Genomic DNA, 25,488 nt, shown 5'->3' with positions numbered 1-25,488 from the left:
GCGGCATGTCTGAATCGAATTCCGTTGGTATTGTTAAAGCGCAGGTGGCGCATTTCAACAAGCCACTCACCCTGCAAAGTGGCGCCGTGTTGCCACAATACCATCTTGCCTACGAAACCTACGGCGAGCTCAATGCCAGCAAATCCAATGCGGTGCTGATCTGTCACGCCTTGTCCGGCAATCACCACGTCGCCGGGCGTTATGCTGAAGACGACAAATACCCGGGCTGGTGGGATAACCTGATAGGCCCCGGCAGACCGCTGGATACCAACAAGTTTTTTGTGATCGGACTCAACAACCTGGGCGGCTGTCATGGCAGTAGCGGGCCCTCCAGTGTAGACCCGCTCACAGACCGGCCCTACAGCGCGACATTTCCGGTAGTGACAGTCGAAGACTGGGTAGAATCGCAGGCGCGCCTGCTCGATTACCTGGGCATAGAACAGTTAGCTGCCGTCATAGGCGGCAGCCTGGGCGGCATGCAGGCCCTGCAATGGAATATCGCCTTCCCCGAGCGCGTGCGGCATGCGTTCGTTATCGCATCCGCCCCCAATCTGACGGCGCAGAATATGGCTTTTAATGAAGTCGCGCGTCAGGCGATCATCACCGACCCCGAATTTTACGATGGCGATTATTACAATCACGGCACCGTGCCACGCCGCGGGTTGCGCATCGCGCGCATGCTGGGTCATATCACCTATCTGTCTGATGATGTGATGGGTGAGAAATTCGGCCGCAAATTACGCCATGGCGAACTCAAATATGGTTTTGATGTTGAGTTCGAGATGGAGTCCTACCTGCGTTACCAGGGCGATAAATTCGCCGGTGAGTTTGATGCCAACACCTATTTACGCATGACACGCGCGCTGGATTATTTTGACCCGGCCAAAGCCTATGCTGGTGATTTAAGCCAGGCGCTGCGCAAGGCAACCGCCAAGTTCATCGTCATCTCTTTCACTACCGACTGGCGTTTTTCGCCGAGCCGTTCGCGTGAGATCGTGCAGGCATTGCTGGATAACGCCTTGCCGGTCAAATATGCCGAGGTCACCTCTGCACATGGGCATGACGCATTCCTGATGCCCGACCCGCATTACCACGACATCATGCGCGCCTATCTAGAGCAGGTCAAAGTATGAAAAATGCAAATATTACAAATATTCGCCCAGACTTTGCATTAATCACAAACTGGGTGCGGGCAAAAACCAAGGTTTTGGATCTGGGTTGCGGTGATGGCACCTTGCTTACCCATTTGCACGAGACGCTGGACACCACCGGTTATGGCGTGGAAAAAGATGATGCCAATTGGCTGGCAGCGCTGAAAAATGGCGTAGATGTGATCCAGATGAACCTGGAAGACGGCCTGTCCGGCTTTGAAGACCAGTCGTTCGATACTGTGATCTTGTCGCAAACCCTGCAGGCCATGCACAACACCGAAACCATAGTAGAAGAAATGTTGCGGGTAGGCCGCGAGGCTATCGTTACTTTTCCCAACTTTGGCTACTGGCGCAATCGCCTGCAGATCGCCACTGGCAATATGCCGGTATCCAAAACTCTGCCTTATCAGTGGTACGACACCCCTAATGTGCACTTATGCACCATTCATGATTTTGACCAGTTTTGCATCAACCATCATATTCAGGTGATAGAACGCAAAGTGATCACCGATGGTGAAGATGTGCATGTGTTACCTAACCTGATGGGTAACCTGGCCATGTACCGCCTGAAGACTGCCGGCAATTAAGTTGTAATCCCCCCACCCCGAACACCTCAGGCTCGGGCATGCCTGAGCCTGCCGCCTGGCTGCGCCTTATTTCAGGCCAGCATCTGCCACTATCTCTATCTCAGTTTTAGCTTTGCGCATATCTGCAATCATTGACATATTTTTTTATTTATTCATAATGATAATCATTCCCATTACGATATGTGCTGGGAATACATGGTAAAGACGTTTGTGAGTAACGCGGCCAGTTAAAAAATTCTGGCACTTATTAAAGATGCCAGTCATTAATAATTACTCAAAGGAAGTTAGTAAAATGAAAGCTAAATATCTGAGCATCGTTATCGGTGCAAGCCTGTTCGCAATCGCTGGTCTGGCACAAGCGAACTCCACTTACAGCAGTTTTGCAGATGTTGCAAACTCTGTTTCTTTTGACGGCTGGAACCAGCTGAACCGCAGCCGCGTTGATAGCAACAATGTCCCTAATCCATTGACTGCTGAACAGTTGGCTGCAGGTACCGCTGGTAACGTTGCTGGCTCTGGTGATGCATTATTGAAACTGGTGACTGGCAGCTACTACCCGGCCGGTTTTGGTTTATACGGTGATGGCAACCTGACCTTCACTGACAATACTGTTGCCAGCAATATCGGCTCACTGGTATTCCAGGGCATAGTGAATGACTTCAATGCTTCATTCGGCGGCGAGGCATATACCATTACCCTTAGCTACAACGGTGGTAGCCAGGCGATCGCAGGTTCATTGCTTAACTTCACCAGCACCAACACGGTGGACGATTATTACCGTTATTCCTGGGATCTGAGCGGTGTGACCACTCCTATCACTTCTTACACTTTGAATTTCAGCGCCGGTTTCTCACAGGCGCTGGCATTCCAGGTAGATCAGGTGGCAGCAGTCTCTTCAGTCCCTGAAGCTGACAGCTATGCCATGATGTTGCTGGGTCTGGGCGTGATGGGCGCTGTAGCACGCCGCCGCAGCAAGTGATTGCCTGGCACGATTGCTCTAAGTAAAGCCATGTGCACTCAATAAAGCCATGAAAAAAAGCCCCGGCCTGACCGGGGCTTTTTATTTGCTGGTGGCTCAGCTCAGCGCCAGTGCTTTCAAGCGCCGGTAAAGCGTATTCCTGCTCATACCCAACTGGCGCGCCACCGCAGAAACATTCCCTGCATGCTGCTGCATGGCCGCAGTTATCGCGGCATCGGATTGTGCTTTTAAAGTCAATGCAGGTCGCGGCGGCTGGTCATTACCTGCTGCTTGGCCTGCTGCCTGCAGTTCTTCAAGAAAATCCTGCGTCAGGTGCAGCAAGCTGATCTCGCCGCCATCTGCCAGCGCAATGGCGGTACGCAATACATTATGCAGCTGCCTGACGTTGCCTGGCCATGGGTGGCGGGCAAACAATGCCATCACTTCGCTGTTGATCTCGGTGTGCGGCGACTGCTCTACCTGCAGGATCAAACTGATCAGGCGCTGCAGATCGTGGCGCTGGCGTAATGCAGGTAACTGCAGCGCCAGGCCATTGATACGGTAGTACAGATCGCTGCGGAACTCACCGGCCGCCACCTTATCTTTCAGTTTCTGGTTGGTGGCACTGATCAGCATAAAATTAACCGGTATCGACTTGCTGGAGCCTAGCGGCGTCACGCAGCGTTCTTGCAGCACGCGTAACAGGCGCGCCTGCAAAGACAGTGGCATATCGCCTATCTCATCCAGGAACAAAGTGCCGCCATCTGCCTGCTGGATCTTGCCGTGGTTGCCTTTGCGTTTTGCGCCGGTATAGGCACCCTCTTCGTAGCCGAATAATTCAGCTTCTATCAGGCCCTCGGGCAGCGCAGCGCAGTTGACTGCCACAAACGGCCGCTCACGACGGTTGCTGGCATCGTGTATGGCACGCGAGAACAATTCTTTACCGGCGCCGGTGTCGCCCAGCACCAGTAGCGGAATATCGCGATTCAGCACCTGTTTTACCTGGCTGATGGCCAGTTTCAGCTGCGGGTCGCCGGTATCCAGCATTTCCAGGCTGGCGGCTGACTCACGCGCTTGCACTACAACCGGCCGTGCACGTGCAGTATTTTGTAGCGATGTGCGGGCAAACAGGCGGGCACCGTTACGCAGTTGCAGAGGAAAAAGCAGGTCACTGCCCTGGCAGCGCTGCCTGAATGCGGCCCACGATTCATCAAACACATCAGCAAAAGGCACGCGGCGGTTAGCCAGCACGTCCTCATCCAGCGGCAAGCCGAACTGGAACTGGCCGCTGCGGTTGATGGCGCGCAACTGGCCGTCATCATCAAATAATGCCAGGCCTTCCCACAAGGTGCCGATGAACTCGGCGCGCGCATGAAAATGCACGCCGATCTCGCCTTGTGCCGTGGCGTGGAACAAGCGGTTCTCCACCATTTGCGCCGCCATTTTGACCAGCGCCAGCGTGTGCTGCTGCGGCTGGTTGAGGTCATTGGAAACATCCAGCGTCGCCACCAGTTGGTTATTCGCGGCAAAGATAGGCACCGCCGAGCAACTCAGCGAATGGTGATAAGCCATAAAATGTTCGGCACCCTGCACGCTGATAGGCGCCCGCTCCACCAGAGCCGTGCCTATGGCATTGGTACCCCGGTGCTCCTCACTCCATGAGGCACCGGGTAACAGCGAGGCGCGTATGTCACCCTGCTCTACGCCTTCACCCATGGTGCGCAAGATCACGCCATCGCTATCGGTCAGTATCACCAGGCTGCGCGTATGCGCGATCTGCCCGCTCAGGGTCAGCATCTCTGGCTCGGCATGGGTGAGCAATAAACGGTTTTTTTCCAGCCGCTGGCTCAACTCTTGTGCGGTAATGATCTGGTCGTGCGCGGGCGCTTGCTCATCCACGCCTTTGACCATGCAGCGACGCCAGGAGCGTTCTATCGCTTCGGCAATCGCCAATTGATCGTCGCGCATGGCTGGCAATGCTGTTTGAGCTGAGGCTGGAGAAAGCTGGGACATGAGCGTTGGCACACCTGTATCACGTGGTTGAACAACTGTACCAATCTGACACACCCTTGCACAGTTTTCACTGTGGCAACGGCCAGTGCCAGCACTGATACCAATAAATAACCGTTTGATTTTAATTCATTTTTTTCATAAACCCAAATAAAACACATTGTTGGCACAGGCGTTGCAAACATTGCCCTGCAGGTAGCAAAAGAAGCTTTTGTCTACTGGCGTGCAAATCACTTATTCCAGCTTCAAACACACCATTTTGGAGGTATGTATGCAACACCAAATCAAGCTTGCCATCACTGCAATGATGCTAGCCGGTATCAGCACCAGTGTATGGGCCAATGCCGAACTGGACGCTTTAATGAAAGATGACAACCAATGGGCCATGGCGCGTAAAGATTACGCCAACCAGGGTTACAGCAAACTGTCACAAATCAACAAAAGCAATGTCAAGAACGTCAAACTGGCCTGGTCGTTCGCCACCGGCGTTAACCGTGGCCATGAGGGTGCGCCACTGGTCATAGGCAACACCATGTTTATCCACACTGCTTTTCCTAACAATGTGTATGCGCTGAATCTGGACGACAACCAGAAGATACTGTGGTCTTATTTCCCCAAGCAGGACCCGGATGTGCAGTCGGTATTGTGTTGTGACAACGTCAACAAAGGCCTGGGTTATGGCGATGGCAAGATCTTCCTGCAGCAGAATAACGGGGTGCTGGTGGCGCTGGATGCTAAAACCGGGGCCAAATTATGGGACGTGAAAGTCAACGATCCGAAAACCGGCGCGGCCAATACCAATGTGCCACACGTATTTAAAGACAAAGTAATCACCGGCTGTTCAGGCGGTGAATTCGGCGTGCGTTGCCATATCTCTGCTTACAGCATTAAAGACGGCAGCCTGTTATGGAAAGCCTATAGCACCGGACCGGATAGCGAGATGCTGATAGGCAAAGACTTTAACAAGAACAACCCGCATTACAGCGCTTTATCGGTTTATCAGGATGTGAACGGCGGTAACAAAGAGGGCGGTTCGTTCAAGCCACTGGAAAAATCGCAACTGAAATACCCTGAAGCTGACCTCGGCGTGCGAACCTGGCTGAAACCACAACAGCAAAAAGATGGCTGGCAGAACGGCGGCGGCCCGACCTGGGGCTGGTACTCCTATGACCCTAAACTCAACCTGATGTACTACGGCACCGGCAACCCCGGCACCTGGAACCCGGACGTGCGCCCCGGCGATAACAAGTGGGCGATGACGATATTTGCGCGCGACCTCGATACCGGCATGGCGCGTTGGGCCTACCAGATGACTCCGCATGACGAGTGGGATTACGACGGTATGAACGAAATCATCCTCTGGGAAGCCAACGGCAAACAACTGGCCTCACATTTTGACCGCAACGGTTTTGGCTATACCTTTGACCGTACCAACGGCAGCTTGCTGGTGGCAGAAAAAATGCATCCTTTCGTCAACTGGGCCAGCAAGATAGACCTGAAGACCGGCATTCCGGTTAAAGATGCCAGATACTCCACACACCAGGATTACAACGCTAAAGGTATTTGCCCATCAGCATTGGGTGTGAAGGATGAGCAGCCAGCTGCTTACTCACCCAAGAACAAGATGTTCTATGTGCCACTCAACCACGTTTGCATGACTTATGAACCGGTCGAATCCAAATATGTGGCGGGCCAGCCATGGGTAGGGGCGACCCTGACCATGTTTGCCGGGCCTGACGGCGTGATGGGCGGTTTTATGGCTTGGGATGCGTTAAAAGGCAAATCACAGTGGTACAACAAAGAGAAATTCTCTGCCTGGGGCGGTGCGCTGGTGACGGCGTCTGACCTGGTGTTCTACGGTACGCTGGACCGCTGGGTAAAAGCACTGGACGCCAAAACCGGTAAAGAACTGTGGAAATTCCAGGTAGGTTCCGGCGTGGTAGGCAACGTGATCACCTATGGCCACAAAGGCAAACAGTACGTGGGGGTATTGTCTGGCATCGGTGGCTGGGCAGGGGTAGCCATGAACCTCGGCCTGACCAATGAAACCGATGGCCTGGGGGCTGCCGGCGGCTACAAGGAGCTGACCAAGTACAACGCGGCCCCTGGTGGCGGTGGCATGAACGTGTTCAGCCTATAAATAGATCATCAAGCATAGATTATCAAGGAACCTCTATGACCAAATTAGAAATCTTAATCACCGGCGCTTTACTGGTGGCAGCAACCACAGCCATGGCAGCGCCAAACGCAGAAGCACTGGCACAAAAAAGTAATTGTTTGATGTGCCACAGTGTAGATAAAAAAATCCTGGGGCCTGCTTATAAAGAGGTGGCTGCGAAATACAAAGGCGACAAAGCGGCTGAAGCCAGGCTGATCCAGAAAGTGAAGGCTGGCGGTAGCGGGGCCTGGGGTGATATGCCCATGCCACCGAATAGCCCGCAAGTGAAGGACGAGGACATTAAAACCCTGGTCCAGTGGATTTTAAGTTTGTAGTACCCCTGTTATTGACACGGTTTGATCTCCGAGTGTGCCAACCCGCAAGGGTTGGCTTTTTTTTGCCCGGCCCGTGGCGGCCAAATAAAAGCGATTACAATGCTGGCATGACCATCACAAACACTCTGTTTAACCGCCGCATGCTGATGTGTGTGGCGCTGGGCTTCAGTTCTGGCTTGCCGCTATATCTGTTATTGCAATTATTACCCGCCTGGTTGCGCAGCGAGGGGCTCAATCTTAAAACCATCGCCGCCTTTGCCTTTATGCAACTGCCGTATACCTGGAAGTTTTTGTGGGCGCCGCTGATGGACAGATACACCCTGCTCGCCCGCCTTGGCCGCAGGCGTAGCTGGATACTGGCCACCCAACTGGCTTTATTCGCCAGCATCATAGGCCTGGGCATGTGCCAGCCGCAACTGGATATTTCTACCGTGGCACTGCTGGCTACGCTGGTGGCCTTGTTCTCCGCCAGCCAGGACATAGTGATTGATGCCTATAGACGTGAGATCCTTAGTGACCAGGAGCTGGGCCTGGGCAACAGCATACACGTCAACGCTTACCGCATCGCCGGCCTGGTGCCAGGCTCACTGGCCCTGATACTGGCTGATCATATGGCCTGGTCGCAGGTATTTCTGATCGTCGGCTTATTCATGCTGCCAGGGATAGGCTTTACCTTATGGTCGCAAGAACCTGTCGCCACCCTGATGCCGAAAACCCTGCTGGCATCGGTGGTAGAACCGTTTAAAGAATTCACGCAGCGCAATGGCTGGCAGTACGCGCTATGGGTATTGCTGTTTATCCTGCTTTACAAACTGGGCGACAGCATGGCCACCGCCCTGGCCACGCCGTTTTATATAGACATGGGCTTTAGCAAGACCGATATCGGCGCCATCGCCAAAGGCAGTGGTCTGGTGATGCAGATCGCCGGCGCTTTTGTCGGCGGCTTATGGATGCTCAAGCTGGGCATCAACCGCGGTTTGTGGATATTTGGCGTGGTGCAGGCATTATCCATACTCGGCTTTGCCTGGCTGGCGCACAGTGGCCCATTTATAGAGATAGGTGCTGCTGAGCGCAGCATGCTGGCTATCGTGATCGGCGCCGAGGCCTTTGGCATAGGCTTGGGCACGGCTGCTTATGTGGCCTATATGGCGCGTGAGACCAACCCGGCTTATACCGCGACGCAACTGGCATTATTTACCAGCTTATCTGCGGTGCCACGCTCTATATTCAATGCGCTGACCGGTGGCATGGTAGAGAGCCTGGGCTGGGAACAGTTTTTTTATGTGTGTACGTTGTTGGCTATCCCGGGCATGCTGCTGCTGTTCAGGGTCGCACCATGGCGGCAGCGCTAATTGCTGCCGACCTTTTAAGCTTGGCCCTGCAACCGAATAAAAAAAGCGCCCTGATCACTCAGGGCGCTTTCGCTTGCGACACTGCTCTTTCGCTACATCAGGCTTACTTCAGATCGAATCTGTCTGCATTCATCACCTTAGTCCAGGCCTGCACAAAGTCCTGCACGAATTTCTCTCTGGCATCATCCTGCGCATACAGCTCTGCATAAGCGCGCAGAATAGAGTTAGAACCAAACACCAGATCGACACGGGTCGCGGTCCATTTCAGTGCACCGCTAGTGCGGTCGCGCACTTCATACAAGTTGTTGCCTACCGGTTTCCAGCTGTATTGCATATCGGTCAGATTGACAAAGAAATCGTTGCTGAGCACTCCCGGCCTGTCGGTAAATACGCCGTGTCTGCTGGCGCCATAATTGGTATCCAGCACGCGCATGCCGCCGATCAGCACGGTCATTTCTGGCGCGGTCAGTCCCATCAGCTGGCTGCGGTCCAGCAGCAGTTCTTCCGGCGTAGGCACAAAGTCGGCCTTTTGCCAATTGCGGAAACCATCATGCACAGGTTCCAGCACCGCAAAAGAATCAGCATCGGTCATCTCGTCTGTGGCATCGCCCCTGCCTGGTGCGAAAGACACTGTGATGCTCACCCCTGCTGCGCTGGCTGCCTGCTCTATGGCAGCACCACCGCCCAGCACGATCAGGTCTGCCAGGCTGACAGTCTGGCCGAACGCTGACTGTATGCCTGCAAGTACTGCCAGTACTTTCTGCAACCTGGCTGGCTCGTTGCCCTGCCAGTCTTTTTGCGGTGCTAGCCGTATGCGTGCACCATTGGCACCGCCGCGATAATCCGACGCCCGGAAAGTGCGGGCACTGTCCCAGGCGGTGGCTACCAGTTCGGCTGTGCTTAAGCCGCTCGCCAGGATCTGTGCTTTCAGGGCCGCAATATCCGCCGCACTCAGGTTGCGATTGCCAGCGGGTGTCGGGTCCTGCCAGATCAGGTCTTCCTGCGGTACATCCGGCCCCAGGTAACGTGCTTTAGGGCCCAGATCGCGGTGCGTCAGCTTGAACCAGGCGCGCGCGAATACTTCGGAGAAATAGGCCTGGTCACGGTAAAAACGTTCGGAGATCTCGCGGTAGACCGGGTCCTTGATCATCGCCATATCGGCATCGGTCATGATAGGGTTATAACGTATGCTGGGGTCTTCCACATCCACCGGTTTGTCTTCCTCCCTGATGCTCACCGGCTCCCATTGCCATGCCCCTGCCGGGCTCTTGCTCAGCGCCCATTCGTGCTCAAACAGCATCTTGAAGTAGCCATTATCCCAACGGGTGGGGTGCGTGGTCCAGGCACCTTCGATACCGCTGGTGACCGAGTCCCTGCCTATGCCACGGCTGCTATGGTTATTCCAGCCCATGCCTTGTTCTTCGAGAGCTGCTGCTTCCGGGTTAGGCCCCAGATCAGTCGCTGCGCCATTGCCATGTGCTTTACCCACGGTATGGCCACCGGCGGTCAAGGCCACCGTTTCTTCATCGTTCATCGCCATGCGGGCAAATGTCTCGCGGATATCTTTTGCCGTGCGTAACGGGTCGGGGTTGCCATCCACACCTTCAGGGTTGACGTAGATCAGCCCCATCATCACCGCCGCCAGCGGGTTTTCCAGTTCACGCTCACCGGAATAACGGCTGCCTTCGGCACCGGTCTTGGCCAGCCATTCTTTCTCATTGCCCCAGTAAATATCTTTTTCCGGATGCCAGATATCGGCGCGGCCACCGGCAAATCCAAAGATCTTCAAGCCCATGGATTCATAGGCGATGGTGCCGGATAACACGATCAGGTCAGCCCACGATAGCCGGTTGCCGTATTTTTTCTTGATCGGCCACAGCAGGCGGCGCGCTTTATCCAGGTTGACGTTATCCGGCCAGCTGTTCAGTGGCGCGAAGCGCTGGTTGCCGGTGCCGGCACCGCCACGGCCATCCGCCACGCGATAAGTGCCGGCCGCATGCCAGGCCAGGCGTATCATCAAACCACCATAATGGCCCCAGTCGGCCGGCCACCACGCCTGGCTATCGGTCATCAGCGCGTGCAGATCGGCTTTTACTGCGGGCAGATCCAGTTGCTTGAACGCCTCTGCGTAATCAAACTGCTCGCCCAGCGGGTTGGTTTTGCTGTCCTGCTGATGCAGGATATCCAGATTGAGGGCATTCGGCCACCAATCAGTATTTGAACTGCTGCTGGCGGTATTCGCGCCATGATGAAACGGACATTTTCCGCCAGAATTGTTCTGAGTATTGGTAGTAGTGTTCTGAGTACCCATGATTGCTCCTTTATATTTTTATATTTCAAAGGGTGGTGGGCCTGTTTCCCCAGCTGCCCACATTTGAAATATACCATCAGTAAAATCTGTCATGCCAGCCAGCCATTGCGGGCTGAGCTTGCTTGGCGCGTGTGTTTGAATATAGTTTTCTGCGCTGGGTTTTCCCCTAGCACAGCGACCATTCTAGGCAACTAATAATCATTTGTATAATTGTGAGTTTTTATTTTATTGATTAGTTAAATTAATCAATATAGAATTCCTGCTATCCCTAAGATTAGGAGCAGTCATGACCTTGATTGAATTGAAATTTGTGCTGGCAGTCGCGCAGGAACGCAACTTCCGCCGCGCAGCAGAAAAATGTTTTGTCACGCAGCCGGCCTTGAGCCTGGGCATCAAAAAGCTGGAAGAAGAATTGGGCTTGCTGATCTTTGAGCGCAATCGTAACGACGTGACGCCAACGCCTATAGGCGAGCAGATCATAGACCAGGCCAATATCGTGCTGGAACAGGCAGCCAAGATCAAGGAAATGGCCAAGCACGGCAATGACCCGCTCAATGGCCCGTTCAAACTGGGCATGATACATTCGGTCGGGCCTTATCTGCTGCCGGAGATGATTCCGCCGCTGGTGAGAACAGCGCCCAATATGCCGCTGGAAGTAGAAGAAAACATCACCGCGACGCTGGAGCAACAGTTAAGGAATGGCGTGATCGATGCGGCGGTGGTGGCTTTGCCATTTAATGTGCCTGGCATTGAGATCACCCCGCTCTATGACGAAGATTTCAATGTCGTAGTGCCGGCCAATCACCCCTGGGCGCAGCGTAAAACAGTCAGTCCGGATGAACTCAGCAATGAGAAAGTGTTGCTGCTCAATAGTGGCCATTGCTTTAGCAACCAGGTCACGCAGGCCTGCCCTGAGCTGGGCCGCAAGGGCGAAGTATTGCAAGGTAATTCGCTGGAAACCATACGCAATATGGTGGCTTCTAACCTGGGCATCACGGTGTTGCCGGCCATGGCCACGGTAGAGCGTTACCAGAACCCGCTGATACGGGTGATCCCTTTCACCAAGCCGGTTCCCAGCCGCCGTATCGCTCTGGCCTGGCGTAAAAGCTTTGTGCGTACCGCTGCGATAGAAGTATTGGGCAAGGTGATGTCAGACATAGGGGCGCAGGCAAAACTGGGCAGCGCAGCCTGATTGAGGGGTGATCAGTAGGCGATTGCGACACGGAAGCCGGTCACGGTTTTTTCTTCAATACCCAGGGTGGTTTTCACCGCTTGCTCCTGTTGCGCGGCCAGGCCTGAGGCGGCTGTAGCCGAGGCCGGTAAATATTCAGCGGGTTTAAGTGTTTTGCGCAATACCGGCTCATCCGCCATATTGGTCAGGGTCAGCTCTATCATAGGATAAGCTTGCGCGACCGCGCCGTGATTGATCAACACGCTGGAAAACACCAATACGCCTTCGCGCTCGCGGTGCTCCTGAATATCGGCGTCATCTATGGTCAACTGGGTGATGTCGCTAGGTAGGGCCACCACACAATGCAGCGCCTTGCAGGCTGCCTGCAACCAGGGTTTGCTGGAAGGGTAATTGGCCGCCAGGCTGGTACGCGTGAAATACACCAGTTGCAGCAAAATGGCGACTAGCAACAGACCAGACAGCAGCGGGTAAACCCAGGGCAGTGTGGCTTTTTCTGGCAGCGGCTGTCTATCCTGGTCGAAAGGGATATTGCGTAAAAATGCCGGGATGGCGGCATCGTTTTCTGTTTCATTACCGATGTTCCAGGCCAGGGTCGGCGCTGGTTCTGTAATCTCAGGCTGGTCCAGCTCTGCCGCAGTGGCGGATTCCAATACTTGCGTGGGGCTGTCCAGGGTGGGACTATCCAGGATGGGACTATCCAGGGTGGCTATAGGCGCTGGCTGGAATTCTGCGTGGCTCTGGTCTGCGATGCCGGTTTCTGAGGTTTCGGTCTCTGCGGCCCGGGTTTCAAAAGAGTCAGATGCTAAAGTTTCAGGCGCGATAGGTTCGGCGTCTGCAGGGCTGGCTTCTACAACGGTTGCCGCCACTGGTTGGTCTGGCTCAGTCGTTGCGAGCAGTGCAGATCGCGCATCAAACACATGGTTGCATTCGCCACAACGCACTTTGCCGGCATAGGCTTGCAGTTGCTCGTCGTTGACTTCAAATTGTGTAAAGCAGGCAGGGCATTCGGTGATTAGAGACATTTTCTGCTTCCCGTCAGCAAGACCCATCCATCTTGCTGGATGGGGGCATCCATTTCAAACCATTCTGAGTAACGTGTCAGCAACATTTCCTGCTGGCTATCCAATATGCCGGATAATGCAACTTTGCCGCCATTTTTGCAAGATTTAGCGATCACCGGTGCCAATACCATCAAGGCACTGGAGAGAATATTGGCGACCACAATGTCAAACGGTTCGTGTAGGTAATCGGCCGAATCATAAAACACCGCGCTGACCTGGTTGTTGGCGGCATTGTCACGGCTGGCGATCACTGCCTGCGTATCGATATCCACACCTATCACCTGGGCGGCGCCAAGTTTGCTGGCAGCAATGGCGAGAATGCCTGACCCGCAGCCGTAATCCAGTACATTCGCCTGTTGTAACTCGCTTTTGGGTAACTGCGCTAGCCAGCTCAGGCACAAATGCGTGGTCGGGTGGCTGCCGGTGCCGAATGCCAGCCCGGGGTCGAGCACGATATTGATCGCCTCGGCATTCGGTGCCTGGTGCCAAGATGGCACTATCCACAGATCATCCGTCACCCGGATAGGGTCGAATTGCGCCTGGGTGGCACGCACCCAATCCTGCTCCTCGATCTGCTCCAGCTGATATTTCAGGCCGTCCAGCTGTAATTCTGCCTGCACAGTCGCCAATAGCGCCTGCACGTCGGCTTCATCATCCAGCATGGCAGTCACGATATTCTGTTGCCAGATACCGGGCGGCGGGTCACCCGGCTCGCCGAAAATAGCCTGTTCGGCCATGGTGTCGGCATGCGCATCTTCAATACTGACCGATAATGCGCCATGCTCCATCAGCACATCGCTGAGCGACTCCGCCTGCGGCTCGGTCGACTGAATTTTAAGTAACAGCCAATGCACGATTACTTAGAGCTGATACCCAGCTTCTGCTCCAGGTAATGAATGCTGGTGCCGCCCTGTTGAAAGGCCAGGTCAGCCATCAGGTCAGAGTGCAATGCAGTATTGGTCTTAATACCTTCTACATTCATTTCGGACAAAGCCACACGCATCCTGGCGATCGCCTGCTCGCGCGTTGCGCCATGTGTGATCAGCTTGCCTATCATGGAATCGTAGTGCGGAGGCACGGTATAACCGCCATACACATGGGTATCCATGCGCACACCAGGGCCGCCCGGCATATGGAAACGGTTAATGAAACCAGGGGATGGCACAAAGGTATACGGGTCTTCTGCGTTGATACGGCACTCAATGGCGTGGCCATTCAGCACGATGTCACGCTGACGGAACGGCAGTTTTTCACCAGCGGCAATAAAGATCTGCTGTTGCACCAGGTCTATGCCGGTGATCATTTCTGTCACGGTATGCTCGACCTGCAAACGCGTGTTCATCTCAATAAAATAGAACTCGCCGTTCTCGTACAGGAACTCGAAAGTGCCGGCACCACGGTATTTGATCTTGCGACAGGCTTCGGCACAACGTTCGCCTATCTTGTCGCGTAATCTTGCCGGCAATAAAGGCGAAGGCGCTTCTTCAATGATTTTCTGATGGCGACGCTGCATGGAGCAGTCGCGGTCACCCAGGAAAACTGCATTGCCATGCTCATCGGCCAGGATCTGGATCTCGATATGGCGCGGGTTTTCCAGGAATTTTTCCATGTAAACCACCGGGTTGCCAAACGCACTTTGCGCCTCGGCTTTAGTCATATTGACCGCATTCAACAATGCCGCTTCAGTATGCACCACGCGCATGCCACGACCACCACCACCGCCAGCGGCTTTGATGATCACCGGGTAACCCACACGTTTGGCGGTTCTGATGATTTCAGCCGGGTCATCAGGCAAGGCGCCGTCAGAACCAGGTACACAAGGCACACCGGCTTTTTTCATCGCATCCTTGGCTGAGACTTTGTCGCCCATCAGGCGGATAGTGTCAGCACGCGGCCCGATAAATACAAACCCGCTTTGCTCCACACGTTCGGCAAAATCGGCGTTTTCGGACAAGAAGCCATAACCCGGGTGTATCGCCTGTGCATCTGTGACTTCGGCAGCGCTGATCACCGCCGGAATATTCAGGTAACTTTTAGCGGAAGGCGCCGGGCCGATACAGACAGACTCATCAGCCAGTTTGACGTACTTGGCATCGCGATCAGCCTCGGAGTGCACGGCAACGGTTTTAATCCCCAATTCACGGCAGGCACGCTGCACGCGCAGGGCTATTTCGCCGCGGTTAGCGATAAGGATTTTCTCAAACATTTTTACTCCGCGTCTCAATAGTCCCGTGGCTTGCAGCCACCAGGCAATTTAACTTCGTTGCTGCGCTACCTGTCGGTAGCTGGTCTCCGCGGTTGGCAATCAGAATTTTTTCAAACATAGGCGGCTTAACCAATCAGGAATAATGGTTCGCCGTATTCCACAGGCTGACCGTTTTCAACGAAAATCTTTTTAACCACACCAGCGTATTCACTCTCAATTTCATTGAGCAGTTTCATCGCCTCGATGATACATACGGTCTCACCGGCGCTGATGCTGCTGCCTACGTCTACAAACGCTTTCGCATCAGGCGACGAAGCACGGTAGAAAGTGCCCACCATAGGTGATTTCACGATTTTACCTTCTGCTTCAGGGGCTGGAGCACTGGCAGCCGGTGCGGCGGCAGGCGCTGCAGCAGGGGCTGCAACCGGCGCCGGGGCAGCCACATATTGTGTCACTGGCGCAACGCCAGTAATGGTGCGGCTGATACGTACTTTTTCTTCACCTTCGGTCAGTTCCAGTTCGGAAATTCCCGATTCCTCGACCAGATCAATCAATTTTTTGAGTTTGCGTAAATCCATAGAAACCTCGATTTAGAATGTTTTAATTATAGTTGTTGGATATGGCGATAAGCGGCGTAATAGCCTTCTGCGCCCAAACCGCAGATCACGGCCGTCGCAATATCGCTGAAATAGGAGTGATGCCGAAATGGCTCCCGTGCATGTACATTTGAAAGGTGTACTTCAATAAACGGCACTTTGACCGCTGAAATTGCATCACGGATAGCCACCGAAGTATGTGTGAAAGCCGCAGGATTAATAATCAGGTAATCGACGCGGTTAACAGACAATGCGTGTATCTTCTCAATAATCTCCGCTTCAGAATTGCTCTGAAAGGTTTCAAGCCGCGCCTGATCGGCGCGAGCAAGTGCATGCAAGCCCTGGTCTATATCTGCCAGGGTCTGGTTGCCGTAATGCTGCGGCTCACGTGTGCCAAGCATATTGAGATTGGGTCCATGAATCACCAGGATAGATTTGGTGCCCATTTCACATGCCTTTTAAAGAGAAAGATACAACCTTCATGGCGCGAAGTTTGCCGAAGTTATTGTATTTTGTCCAGTAGAATTCTTGTTTAAGGCAAAAGTGAAAAATCGCTAATTCTGCTGTTAAGTGTGGTATTTCTGCATCTAACATGCAGCCATCAAAGCACTGCCTTTTGTGCAAACAGGGTGGCGATAGGCTACAACTTGAGCGCTTTTTGCAGCATGTCGCGCGTGACGCGACCAAAGAAAACGTGGGTGATCTCACCTTGCGCAGAAACCACCACTGTATAAGGCAACACACCTTTATTGTTACCCAAAACCTCTGCCAGTGGCATGCCTTCGTTCTCTGCGATCAACAGCGGATAAGAAACCGGCGTGCTTGCTACAAACTCATGGACGGCCGCCGCTTCATCTATCGCCAGCCCCAGCACGGCGATCTGCGGGTTTGCGCTGGCAAGTTCAGAGATCTCCGGCATTTCATCACGGCATGGTTCGCACCAGGTCGCCCAGAAATTCAGGATCAGCGGTTTGCCTTTAAATTGTGACAGTGCATAAGCCTTGCCCTTTTGGTCGCTCAAGCTGGTGTTCCACAGCGTGGCGACTGCCGATTGATCCGGCAGGGAGCTGTCTGTAGCCAGAAACTGGTGCCGGTTCAGATAGAACCAGCGGAAACCGCTGCCCAGCACCACCACCAGCAACAGTGTCATCACCACGCGGGCCACGTTACGCATGGGCTGCTCCCAGTGCGCGCAATATATTCAGGAAACGGTCAGCATCATGATAGCCTTTGATCACAGGCTGCATGGGCTGGCCCTGCGCATTGAAAAACACGATGCCTGGCGGGCCGAACAGATCGAATTTTTTCAGTAATGCCGCATCCTGCGCATTATTAGCCGTGACATCTGCCTGCAACAGCACAGTCTGATTCAACTCGGCCTGCACCTTGGGCTGGCTGAAAACGAACTGCTCGTATTCCTTGCAGGAAACACACCAGTCTGCGTAGAAATCCAGCATCACCCGCTTGCCTTGCGCGGCCCGCACTGCCTGCTCCAGCTCCTGCACGCTATGCACGCGCTGGAAACGTAGCGCCTGGCTGCTGGTGTGGCTGGCAGAGGCGAGATTCTGCAATGGCTTTAACGGCGAACTGGCGCCAGACCATGCGCCTATCAGCAGGGCAACGCCATACAGCAGCAAAAACACCGCTGCGCCTTTGCTTAATCTTTGTGCGGTGCCAGCAGTCGCGGGTAGCGGGTCTATGGCGCGTAAATAAATCGCCGGCACTATGCACAGCAGCGCCCACAACAACAATTGTAATGTCACCGGCAATATGGGGCTGATGACCCAGATGGCGACACCCAGCATCAACACCCCGAACAAGCGGCGTATGCTATTCATCCATTCACCGGCTTTGGGCAACACAGAACCGGCAGAGGCACCGATCAATAATAAGGGCACGCCCATGCCTAACGACAGTGAAAACAGCGCCACAGCACCCAGCACCACATCATGTGTCTGGCTGATATAGAGCAAGGCGCCCGCCAGTGGCGCAGCTACGCAGGGGCTGATGATCAGCGCGGAAATGGCGCCCATCAGGAAATCACTGAGCAGATGCCCGCCCTTGAAACGGTGGCTCCAGTTAAAAAAAGCATTTTCTACCACGCTTGGCAGTTTCAGCTCATAAAAACCAAACATGGAAAAAGACAAGGCGACAAAGATCAGCGCGCCCGCCGTTAACGCCAGCGGCGTTTGCAGGGCATTGCTCAACAGCTGGCCGGATAGCCCGGCCGCCACTCCGGCCAGGGTGTAAGTCAGGCACATGCCCAGGGTATAGGCCAGCGATAAAGTAAATGCTTTAGCACGCGAAGATTGCGCGTTTTTACCGACTATGATGCCTGACAGGATAGGGATCATGGGGAATACGCACGGCGTGAAAGCCAGCAGCAGGCCGGCGCCAAAGAAACCGGCGACGATCTGCCACCAGTGGCCGGAAGACAGCAATTTCTCGGAAACACCGTCCTCGTCATCCAGCGCAGGCGGCGTGACTGCATTGCCCGGGGCTGCCGGCGTGGCAGCGGCTGCTAGCGGGGCTAGCGTCAGTGATTTGGTTTGCGGCGGGTAACAAAGGCCTTTTTCGCTGCAGCCCTGATAGCGGATCTGCAGCACGGCAGGTGCAGCACCTGCAAAAGCAATGTCAGCGGCGGTGTCATGGTGAAACACTTGCTGCTGACCGAAATTGGGGTCGTTCTTGGCTTCGCCAGGCGGCAAGGTGATTTGCGCAGTTTCACCTGCAGGCGATATTAGCTGTATGCGCTCCCGGTATAAATAATGGCCGGGCGCAATCACGAATCTGACCTGCGCATGCGTCTGGTCCACCAGCGCAGCTTCCACCTTGAACGCTTTATCCACCGGCAAGAACTCTTGCGTGTCATCATTGGTGAACAGCTGCGAGAAGCCTGAATCTGCCTGCACCGGCACCGCCGTTGCCAGCAGCACCGCCAAGGTCACCCACGCTCTGATCCACTTAGTCATCATGTTTGCTGCACCTTTATCTAGCCACCAGTCTTATGCCAGCGTTTCAGCCGCTACCCAACGCAGGTATTCCGGCAAACCCTCGTTGACATGGATAGCTACAATCTCGGGAAGTTCATAAGGATGCAAAGCGCGTATTCTTTCAGCCAGTCTGGCATAGCCCTGGCGCGGGGTTTTGATGCTCAGCGCGATCTCATGCGCGGTCTCTACCTGCCCTTGCCAGCGATAAACCGATCGCACAGGGCTTGAAATATTCACACATGCCGCCAACTGTTCATTAACCAGCGTGTGAGCCATGCTTTCTGCACACGCCATATCCGGCACATGGGTAAACACGATTATAATTTCCTTTTCCGGCGTCATGCGCGCTGACTCATCAACAGGATCACTGACATGCGTTTTATCATCTTTGCTATTTTACTGGCTTTTCCGTTTTTGGAGATAGCGATCTTGATCGAACTCAGCCAGCGCTATGGTTGGTGGGTGCTCGCTTACCTGCTGATCATAGGCTACCTTGGTCTGCAGCTGATACGCAGTGAAAAAGACCTGATCGCCGCGCGCATATTCCAGCAATTAGGCGCTGGCGGTAACCCTATCTCTGCCATGTTCTCAACGGCACGCAATATGTTCGCCGGGGTATTGCTGCTGATCCCTGGCGTCATCAGTGATGTGATCGCGGTGGTGTTGCTGTTGATCCCCAGTAATAGCCCCACTTCCGGCAAAGCTTCCAACCAGTCCAATTTTGATCATAGGGCCAGTGCCAATGACGAAGTGATAGAAGGCGAATATACTGAAGTCAATGAAACCAAGCCTAACGACAAGGTAGTGCACCTGCCAGGCAAAGATCAGTCTAATTAAAATCCCGCTCTGTGGACAATTCCCCGACCCTGAAGCCATGAACCGTGTATTGATAGAAAACAGCGGCCACACTTTTGATGTGCGCCCCAGCCAGACCGTGCTGGAAGCGGCGATAGAGGCTGGCATTAACATGCCTTATGGCTGTCGCAATGGCGCCTGTGGTGCCTGCAAGGGCAAAGTACTCACCGGCAAGGTCTACCATGACGATTATCAGGGCAGTGCCATGAGCGATGCAGAACTGGCCAGCGGGCAAGCACTGTTCTGTTGCGCCAGACCGCTGGAAGATCTGGTGATCGAATGCCGCCAGATCGATATGGTGCAAGGCATCAAGCCACGCATACTCCCGGTGCGCGTGCAGAAAAAAGAGCAGGTCAGTGACGATGTCATGGTGCTGCACCTGCAATTGCCAGGCACAGAGCCACTTATATTCATGGCCGGGCAATATATTGAATTCTTGCTTAAGGATGGCCGCCGTCGCGCGTTTTCAATCGCCAACGCCCCGCATGAAACTGGTTTTATCGAACTGCATATCCGCAAGATCGCAGGTGGGCACTTTACCGAGCAAGTGTTCAACGAGATGCCCTTGAAAACCATACTGCGGGTAGAAGCACCGCTGGGCAGCTTTTTCCTGCGCGAGCAAAACGACAAGCCTATCATCATGGTCGCCGGCGGCACCGGTTTTGCGCCTATCAAGGGCATGCTGGAACATATGATTTACCAGAATATCCAGCGGCCAGTGCTGCTATACCGTGGTGCCCGTCAGGTAAGCGACCTGTATATGGATGAGCTTTGCCAGCGCTGGGCGGAGTTTATGCCGGATATCAGTTATATCCCGGTGATTTCAGGGGAGCAGGCACAGCATGAGTGGAGTGGACGTCGTGGCCTGGTGCACCAGGCGGTGCTTGAAGACCATGCTGATCTAAGCGGTTTTGAGGTGTATGTGTGTGGCGCACCGGGGATGGTGGATATTGCGAAAGAAACTTTTGTTGCACGGGGCTTGCCGGAGCAGGAGTTTTATAGTGATGCGTTTACGTTTGCGCCGAAGTAAGTTGCTTTTAATTGCTAAGAATTAAGATTTTTCCCTAAGAACTGTTTCTTCGCCACTAGGCGAGTTACTTTGCAAACTGGCGGTCTCGTGCAGAGGGAGTGCTGTACTTGCTGGAAGATGTGATTAGGTATTTCTTTGGATAGTTCAGTGTTCTATTTCAGCGTTCTTTTTCCCCCCTCGGCGAGTGCCTTTTCTTTGAGTGCCCAAAGAAAAGGCACCAAAAGAAAGGGCACCCTAGCATCCGCTTGTTTCCTGCGTTGCTCGTCAACGTGGGCGTCCAACGAAACTCGCCCTAGCGGCTTGCACAAACCGCAAGCCACCGCGGAACTCGAACAGACGCTGGCCGACCCCTCCCACGCTGCCTGCGCTACTCGGCGCGTCAGATAGGGGACCCTGAAAAGCACTACGCGGTGAATGAGGCGGGTATTTCTCGAATCGTATCCCGCTCGACCAGCGCAAAATAACCCAAGCAAATTAAAAGCAAAGCAGAAAGATAGTTGGCGGGTTGGTCTTTTACACAATTGCTAAGCGCCCTCAATCCCCAACTGTTTAACTATCGTTTCAACGTGGTGGTGTTGACTTCGGGCCCCTATCTGACGCGCCGAGTAGCGGAGTCAAAATAAGGAGGAAGGGAGCGACTGTCTGAGCTCCGCGGTGGCCTGCGTCCTGTGCAGGCCGCTAGGGCGAGTTTCGCGACCGCTTATTTTGATGAGCAACGCAGGAAACAAGCGGAAGCTAGGGTGCATTTCTTTTGGTTACGTTTTCTTTGGGCAAGCAAAGAAAAGTAACTCGCCTACAGGCGAAAGAAAATAGTGAAATGAATCACAAATGCAGCTCTAAACCATCCAAAGAAATACCAATTACAACTTCACACAATGCATCAATAACTCTAGACAGTTTGAAGAGTAACTCGCCTAGGCGAAAGAAAATGCTGAATCAGAGCACAAACAGATCACTGAACCATTCAAAAAAATTCCGCCTCCACAGAAATTAAGTAACTCTACACACACACATCAATTCCAGGTACTGATCAGCAACTGATTACTCTAATTTTACCAACACCCCCTAATCTGCTTTGCAGTGTCTGCTAGAATACAAGCATGGATATTTACTTAATGCTGAAGGCCGTCATCATGGGCCTGGTCGAAGGCGCGACCGAATTTATACCCGTAAGCAGTACCGGACATTTGATTATTGCAGGTGAATGGCTGAATTTTCTGGATAAAGATAAACGTGATGTGTTTGAAATCATGATACAGCTGGGCGCAGTACTGGCAGTCTGCGTTGAATTCAGGCAGCGGCTGGTGCACACGGTGCAACGTATTCAAACCGACCCTAATGCACAACACCTGGTGCGTAACCTGTTTATCGCTTTTCTGCCTGCGGCTATCCTTGGCCTGGCTTTTCATCACGAAATCAAAGAATTCCTGTTTTCATCTTTCACCGTTGGTATAGCGCTGATCGTCGGCGGCATATTGATTTTGCTGATAGAGAAATTCGTTCCGGCGGGCAAGGTGCAGGATATCGACCATATCAGTGCCAAGCAGGCCTTGCAGATCGGTTTTGCGCAGTCACTGGCGCTGATTCCTGGTGTGTCGCGTTCCGGCGCGACGATTCTGGGCGGCATGTGTTTTGGCCTTGGCCGGCAAACAGCTACTGAGTTTTCTTTCTTTCTGGCCTTGCCTATCATGTTTGCGGCGACAGGCTATGACCTGCTCAAGGCGCGTGATCTGTTGTCTCTGGATGATGCATTTATTTTTCTGATTGGCTTTGTGACGGCATTTTTGTCTGCGCTGGTGGTCATACGTGCATTGATCAAATTTGTCGGCCAGCATTCTTTCGCTGTATTTGCCTGGTATCGCATTGTGTTCGGCATCCTGATTCTGTTGTTTTTTGCGCATTAACTTGTTTAGTGTCCACTTAAAGGTGTAATGAATGAAAAATACACTTCTGAAGAAGATCCTCTATGCAGTGGCTGCCGTCATTGGTCTGGTTTTGCTGTTGGTGGTTTATCTGGCCGTGACTTTTGACCCTAACGATTACAAGGCTACCGTGATCCAGTTAGTCAAAGACAAAAAACAGCGCACGCTGGATATCAAGGGCGATATCAAGCTCAGTTTCTGGCCCAAGATAGGCGCCGACCTCGGTGAGATCACTTTGTCTGAGCACCAGTCGGATAAACAGTTTGCCGCTATCAAGGGCGCAAAAGTAGCGTTGGCAGTGTTGCCGCTGCTGAGAAAAGAGATCGTGGTCGATACTGTTTACCTGGATGGTGCGCAGGTCAATGTGATACAGCATGCCGATGGCAGTTTTAACTTTGATGACCTGCTGAGCAAAGAAGAGGAAGAGTCACAGCAGATCAATTTTGATGTGCAGGGCGTCAAGATCACCAACACCCAGGCCAGTTTTATCAACGAAGCCAGCGGCGCGAAATATAGCGTAGACCAGTTTAACCTGACCACCGGGCAAGTGGCGCTGAAGACACCGTTTGACCTGGCGGCCGATTTTCATCTGGTGGCGAATCAGCCGGTGGTGGATGCCTTGGCTAAGATCAAAGCTAATGTGATGGTAGACCCGGAAGGCAAACACTTTGTGGTCAAAGGCCTGGATGCCAGCCTGAAAGGCGCATTGCTGGATGGCAAGGACGTGAATGTGACCGCACTGGGTGCGGTGGATATCGATGCCGCACAAACGGCGCTCAACGTCTCCGGTTTGAAACTCGCCATGCAAGGTGAGTTTAATGGTGCCAAGCGTGATGTCAGTTTGCAGGCGCCGGCTTTGGCGGTGAACCCCAAGCAGATTGCCAGCGAAAAAGTCATATTGGCACTTAAACAGCAGGATGCACAAGGTGATTTCAACCTTGATGTGGTGCTGGCTGAACTGAAAGGCAATCAGCAGGCAGTTGAAAGCAAGGGCATCACTGCCGATGTGAAAGTCAATGCCGGCGCACGCAAGGTAGATGGCCACTTTGAATCGCCGGTGAAAGCCAACCTGGCGGATATGATTTTTGATGTGCCAGCGCTGGCCGGCAAGTTTGATATCAAAGACCCGGCATTGCCTAACGGCGCTATGCAAGGCCAGTTCAAACTCTCCGCCAATGCCGACGTCAAGCAGGAAAAAGTGAAAACCAGTTTTGATCTGAATCTGGCAGAAACCAGGTTGAACGGCGATGTGAGTGTGGCTGGCTTTAAAACGCCGCATATAGGCTTTAAAGTCCATGCAGATACCCTGAACCTGAACGCGTTGCTGGGGACTGGCAAGGCTAAAAGCAGCGCACCTGCAGCTAACAGCACCGCCAAAGCTGACACAAAACCGGCAAAAGCTGCTGATTTGAGCGCATTAAAAACCTTGTTCCTGGATGGCAGTATCAATATCGGCAAGATACTGTATAGCCCGTATACGCTGACCGGATTAAATGTGGGTATCAAGGCTGATGGGCAGAAGCTGGCGCTGCAGGGGCTGGATGTCAAACTGGATGAATCGCGGATTCATGGCAATGTAGGCATCAGCCAGTTTAACAAGCCACTGTATACGTTTGATCTGAATATAGACAAGCTGGATCTGAACCGCTATTTACCGGAGCAGCCAAAACCGGCGGGGGCGACGGAAAATAAAACGGTGGCGAAAGTGGCGACTGCTGAAGAGCAACCATTAGACTTGTCCGCATTAAAAGCCCTGAATGCGCAAGGTAACATCCGCATCGGCTGGTTGAAATATGGCAAGACTGAAGCCAAAAACCTCAATATCGGCCTAAAAGCGCAGGATGGGCTGGCGAGCCTGCAGCCACTGAATGTCGATGTCTACCAGGGGACGGTGCGAGGTGCGGTGACAGTAGACGCGCGCGCTAACCCGGCTTTCACCATCAAACAGTCACTGCAGAATATCGCGGTTGGCCCATTGCTGGTGGATACCATTAATAACGATATGCTTTCTGGCACCGGTAATGTCACACTGGATGTCACTGCACAGGGTAATACGGTGACAGCACTAAAAAAGTCACTGGGCGGCTCGGTTGATTTGCGCATGGCCGATGGCGCCGTTAAGGGCTTTGATCTGGCGGGAACTATCCGTGACGCCAAAGCTAAACTCAGTCTGTTAAAAGGCCAGGCTAACACAGCAGCAGACCAGACTAAAAAAACAGATTTCAGTGAGCTGACCGCTACTTTCAATATTAAGAATGGCGTTGCCCATAATGATGATCTGGCGATGAAAGCGCCTATCTTCCGTCTGCCTAAAGGCGAGAGCAAGGGCGATATCGATATCGGCAAAGAACAAATCAACTATCTTGCCAAGCCGACATTGGTCAACACCCTGAAAGGGCAAGGCGGTAAAGACGCCGAGCAACTTGCCGGCGTCGGCGTGCCGATCAAAGTCACCGGCACCTTCGCTGCGCCCAAGTTTGGCATAGATATGGCCGCCTTAGGCCAGGCCTTGGCCAAATCTGCCGCCCTGGATGCGTTGACCGACAAGCTGGGTGGCGATAAGGCCGGCGCGGTGAAATCTTTAATCAATGGTGAAAACAAGGCTGACGCTTTGAAGGGCCTGTTGAATGGCAAGTCTTCTACAAAAAATAAAGAAGGCGAAGCCGCGAAATCCGAAGCTGAAAAAGGTGCTGAAGAGGCCAAGCCCACAGAAGAAAAGCCTGCAGATCAATTAAAGCAAAAGGCTTTGAAAAAGCTGCTCAATTTTTAAA

The 25,488-nt window shown here is 53.4% G+C and carries 21 protein-coding genes; 11 read left to right on the top strand and 10 right to left on the bottom strand.

Features of this window, described 5'->3' with window-relative positions; all coding sequences use genetic code 11:
- Nucleotides 1-5 precede the first annotated feature (5 nt).
- The 3 genes from metX to ACFQ1Z_RS12560 all read left to right on the top strand — a co-directional run bounded on the left by metX (nt 6) and on the right by ACFQ1Z_RS12560 (nt 2,717).
- A complete protein-coding gene (metX, locus tag ACFQ1Z_RS12570) occupies nt 6-1,133 on the top strand; it encodes a homoserine O-succinyltransferase MetX (protein WP_379058112.1) in 1,128 nt (375 codons plus the stop codon).
- The gene (gene metW / locus ACFQ1Z_RS12565) at nt 1,130-1,738 is read left to right on the top strand and encodes a methionine biosynthesis protein MetW (protein WP_379058109.1); all 609 of its coding nucleotides are present in this window, start codon (nt 1,130-1,132) and stop codon (nt 1,736-1,738) included. Before metX ends, metW begins: the two co-directional genes overlap by 4 nt.
- Nucleotides 1,739-2,030: 292 nt before the next feature.
- Nucleotides 2,031-2,717, top strand: coding sequence for a PEP-CTERM sorting domain-containing protein (locus ACFQ1Z_RS12560; RefSeq protein ID WP_379058107.1), 687 nt, complete (start codon nt 2,031-2,033; stop codon nt 2,715-2,717).
- Between the two features lie 96 nt (nt 2,718-2,813).
- Here the strand turns inward: ACFQ1Z_RS12560 and ACFQ1Z_RS12555 are convergent, their stop codons facing one another.
- Nucleotides 2,814-4,709, bottom strand: coding sequence for a sigma-54-dependent Fis family transcriptional regulator (locus tag ACFQ1Z_RS12555; RefSeq protein ID WP_379058105.1), 1,896 nt, complete (start codon nt 4,707-4,709; stop codon nt 2,814-2,816).
- A 268-nt stretch (nt 4,710-4,977) separates the two neighbouring features.
- Here ACFQ1Z_RS12555 and ACFQ1Z_RS12550 point away from each other — a divergent pair, with 268 nt between their 5' ends.
- The 3 genes from ACFQ1Z_RS12550 to ACFQ1Z_RS12540 all read left to right on the top strand — a co-directional run bounded on the left by ACFQ1Z_RS12550 (nt 4,978) and on the right by ACFQ1Z_RS12540 (nt 8,551).
- The gene (locus ACFQ1Z_RS12550; protein WP_379058102.1) at nt 4,978-6,846 is read left to right on the top strand and encodes a methanol/ethanol family PQQ-dependent dehydrogenase; all 1,869 of its coding nucleotides are present in this window, start codon (nt 4,978-4,980) and stop codon (nt 6,844-6,846) included.
- Between the two features lie 92 nt (nt 6,847-6,938).
- Nucleotides 6,939-7,199, top strand: coding sequence for a c-type cytochrome (locus ACFQ1Z_RS12545; protein WP_379058898.1), 261 nt, complete (start codon nt 6,939-6,941; stop codon nt 7,197-7,199).
- A 107-nt stretch (nt 7,200-7,306) separates the two neighbouring features.
- Nucleotides 7,307-8,551: an AmpG family muropeptide MFS transporter gene (locus ACFQ1Z_RS12540; protein ID WP_379058100.1), complete on the top strand. Its 1,245-nt coding sequence runs from the start codon at nt 7,307-7,309 to the stop codon at nt 8,549-8,551.
- Between the two features lie 103 nt (nt 8,552-8,654).
- On the opposite strand, the gene katG is transcribed toward ACFQ1Z_RS12540, so the two are convergent.
- Nucleotides 8,655-10,862: a catalase/peroxidase HPI gene (gene katG, locus ACFQ1Z_RS12535; protein WP_379058098.1), complete on the bottom strand. Its 2,208-nt coding sequence runs from the start codon at nt 10,860-10,862 to the stop codon at nt 8,655-8,657.
- A gap of 286 nt (nt 10,863-11,148) precedes the next feature.
- On the opposite strand from katG, the gene ACFQ1Z_RS12530 reads away from it, so the two are divergent.
- The gene (locus ACFQ1Z_RS12530; protein WP_379058095.1) at nt 11,149-12,054 is read left to right on the top strand and encodes a hydrogen peroxide-inducible genes activator; all 906 of its coding nucleotides are present in this window, start codon (nt 11,149-11,151) and stop codon (nt 12,052-12,054) included.
- An 11-nt stretch (nt 12,055-12,065) separates the two neighbouring features.
- Here ACFQ1Z_RS12530 and ACFQ1Z_RS12525 read toward each other — a convergent pair whose 3' ends face one another.
- The 8 genes from ACFQ1Z_RS12525 to cutA all read right to left on the bottom strand — a co-directional run bounded on the left by ACFQ1Z_RS12525 (nt 12,066) and on the right by cutA (nt 19,225).
- Nucleotides 12,066-13,076: a DUF3426 domain-containing protein gene (locus ACFQ1Z_RS12525; protein ID WP_379058092.1), complete on the bottom strand. Its 1,011-nt coding sequence runs from the start codon at nt 13,074-13,076 to the stop codon at nt 12,066-12,068.
- On the bottom strand, nt 13,067-13,969 hold the full coding sequence (prmA, locus tag ACFQ1Z_RS12520; protein ID WP_379058089.1) for a 50S ribosomal protein L11 methyltransferase: 903 nt from the start codon (nt 13,967-13,969) through the stop codon (nt 13,067-13,069). Before prmA ends, ACFQ1Z_RS12525 begins: the two co-directional genes overlap by 10 nt.
- 2 nt (nt 13,970-13,971) lie before the next feature.
- Complete coding sequence (gene accC, locus ACFQ1Z_RS12515) at nt 13,972-15,321, bottom strand: acetyl-CoA carboxylase biotin carboxylase subunit (RefSeq protein WP_379033769.1); 1,350 nt, start codon at nt 15,319-15,321, stop codon at nt 13,972-13,974.
- Between the two features lie 125 nt (nt 15,322-15,446).
- Nucleotides 15,447-15,899, bottom strand: a complete 453-nt coding sequence (gene accB / locus ACFQ1Z_RS12510) for an acetyl-CoA carboxylase biotin carboxyl carrier protein (RefSeq protein ID WP_379058086.1) — start codon at nt 15,897-15,899, stop codon at nt 15,447-15,449.
- Between the two features lie 26 nt (nt 15,900-15,925).
- Nucleotides 15,926-16,363, bottom strand: a complete 438-nt coding sequence (aroQ, locus tag ACFQ1Z_RS12505; protein ID WP_379058083.1) for a type II 3-dehydroquinate dehydratase — start codon at nt 16,361-16,363, stop codon at nt 15,926-15,928.
- Nucleotides 16,364-16,557: 194 nt separating this feature from the next.
- Entirely contained in the window at nt 16,558-17,091 is a 534-nt protein-coding gene (locus ACFQ1Z_RS12500; RefSeq protein ID WP_379058080.1) for a TlpA family protein disulfide reductase, read from the bottom strand.
- A complete protein-coding gene (gene dsbD / locus ACFQ1Z_RS12495; RefSeq protein WP_449288892.1) occupies nt 17,084-18,892 on the bottom strand; it encodes a protein-disulfide reductase DsbD in 1,809 nt (602 codons plus the stop codon). Before dsbD ends, ACFQ1Z_RS12500 begins: the two co-directional genes overlap by 8 nt.
- Before the next feature lie 30 nt (nt 18,893-18,922).
- On the bottom strand, nt 18,923-19,225 hold the full coding sequence (gene cutA, locus ACFQ1Z_RS12490; protein ID WP_379058078.1) for a divalent-cation tolerance protein CutA: 303 nt from the start codon (nt 19,223-19,225) through the stop codon (nt 18,923-18,925).
- A gap of 57 nt (nt 19,226-19,282) precedes the next feature.
- On the opposite strand from cutA, the gene ACFQ1Z_RS12485 reads away from it, so the two are divergent.
- From ACFQ1Z_RS12485 to ACFQ1Z_RS12470, 4 genes are all read left to right on the top strand, one after another.
- Complete coding sequence (locus ACFQ1Z_RS12485; protein ID WP_379058077.1) at nt 19,283-19,747, top strand: FxsA family protein; 465 nt, start codon at nt 19,283-19,285, stop codon at nt 19,745-19,747.
- 37 nt (nt 19,748-19,784) lie between these two features.
- Complete coding sequence (locus ACFQ1Z_RS12480; RefSeq protein ID WP_379058074.1) at nt 19,785-20,795, top strand: CDP-6-deoxy-delta-3,4-glucoseen reductase; 1,011 nt, start codon at nt 19,785-19,787, stop codon at nt 20,793-20,795.
- A gap of 1,100 nt (nt 20,796-21,895) precedes the next feature.
- A complete protein-coding gene (locus tag ACFQ1Z_RS12475) occupies nt 21,896-22,699 on the top strand; it encodes an undecaprenyl-diphosphate phosphatase (protein ID WP_379058072.1) in 804 nt (267 codons plus the stop codon).
- A gap of 31 nt (nt 22,700-22,730) precedes the next feature.
- Entirely contained in the window at nt 22,731-25,487 is a 2,757-nt protein-coding gene (locus tag ACFQ1Z_RS12470; RefSeq protein WP_379058070.1) for an AsmA family protein, read from the top strand.
- The last annotated feature ends 1 nt before the right edge of the window (nt 25,488 follow it).

Origin of the sequence: Methylophilus luteus, from assembly GCF_042676265.1 — a bacterium.
GTDB lineage: Bacteria > Pseudomonadota > Gammaproteobacteria > Burkholderiales > Methylophilaceae > Methylophilus > Methylophilus luteus.
This window is presented reverse-complemented; position numbering and strand designations above follow the sequence as displayed.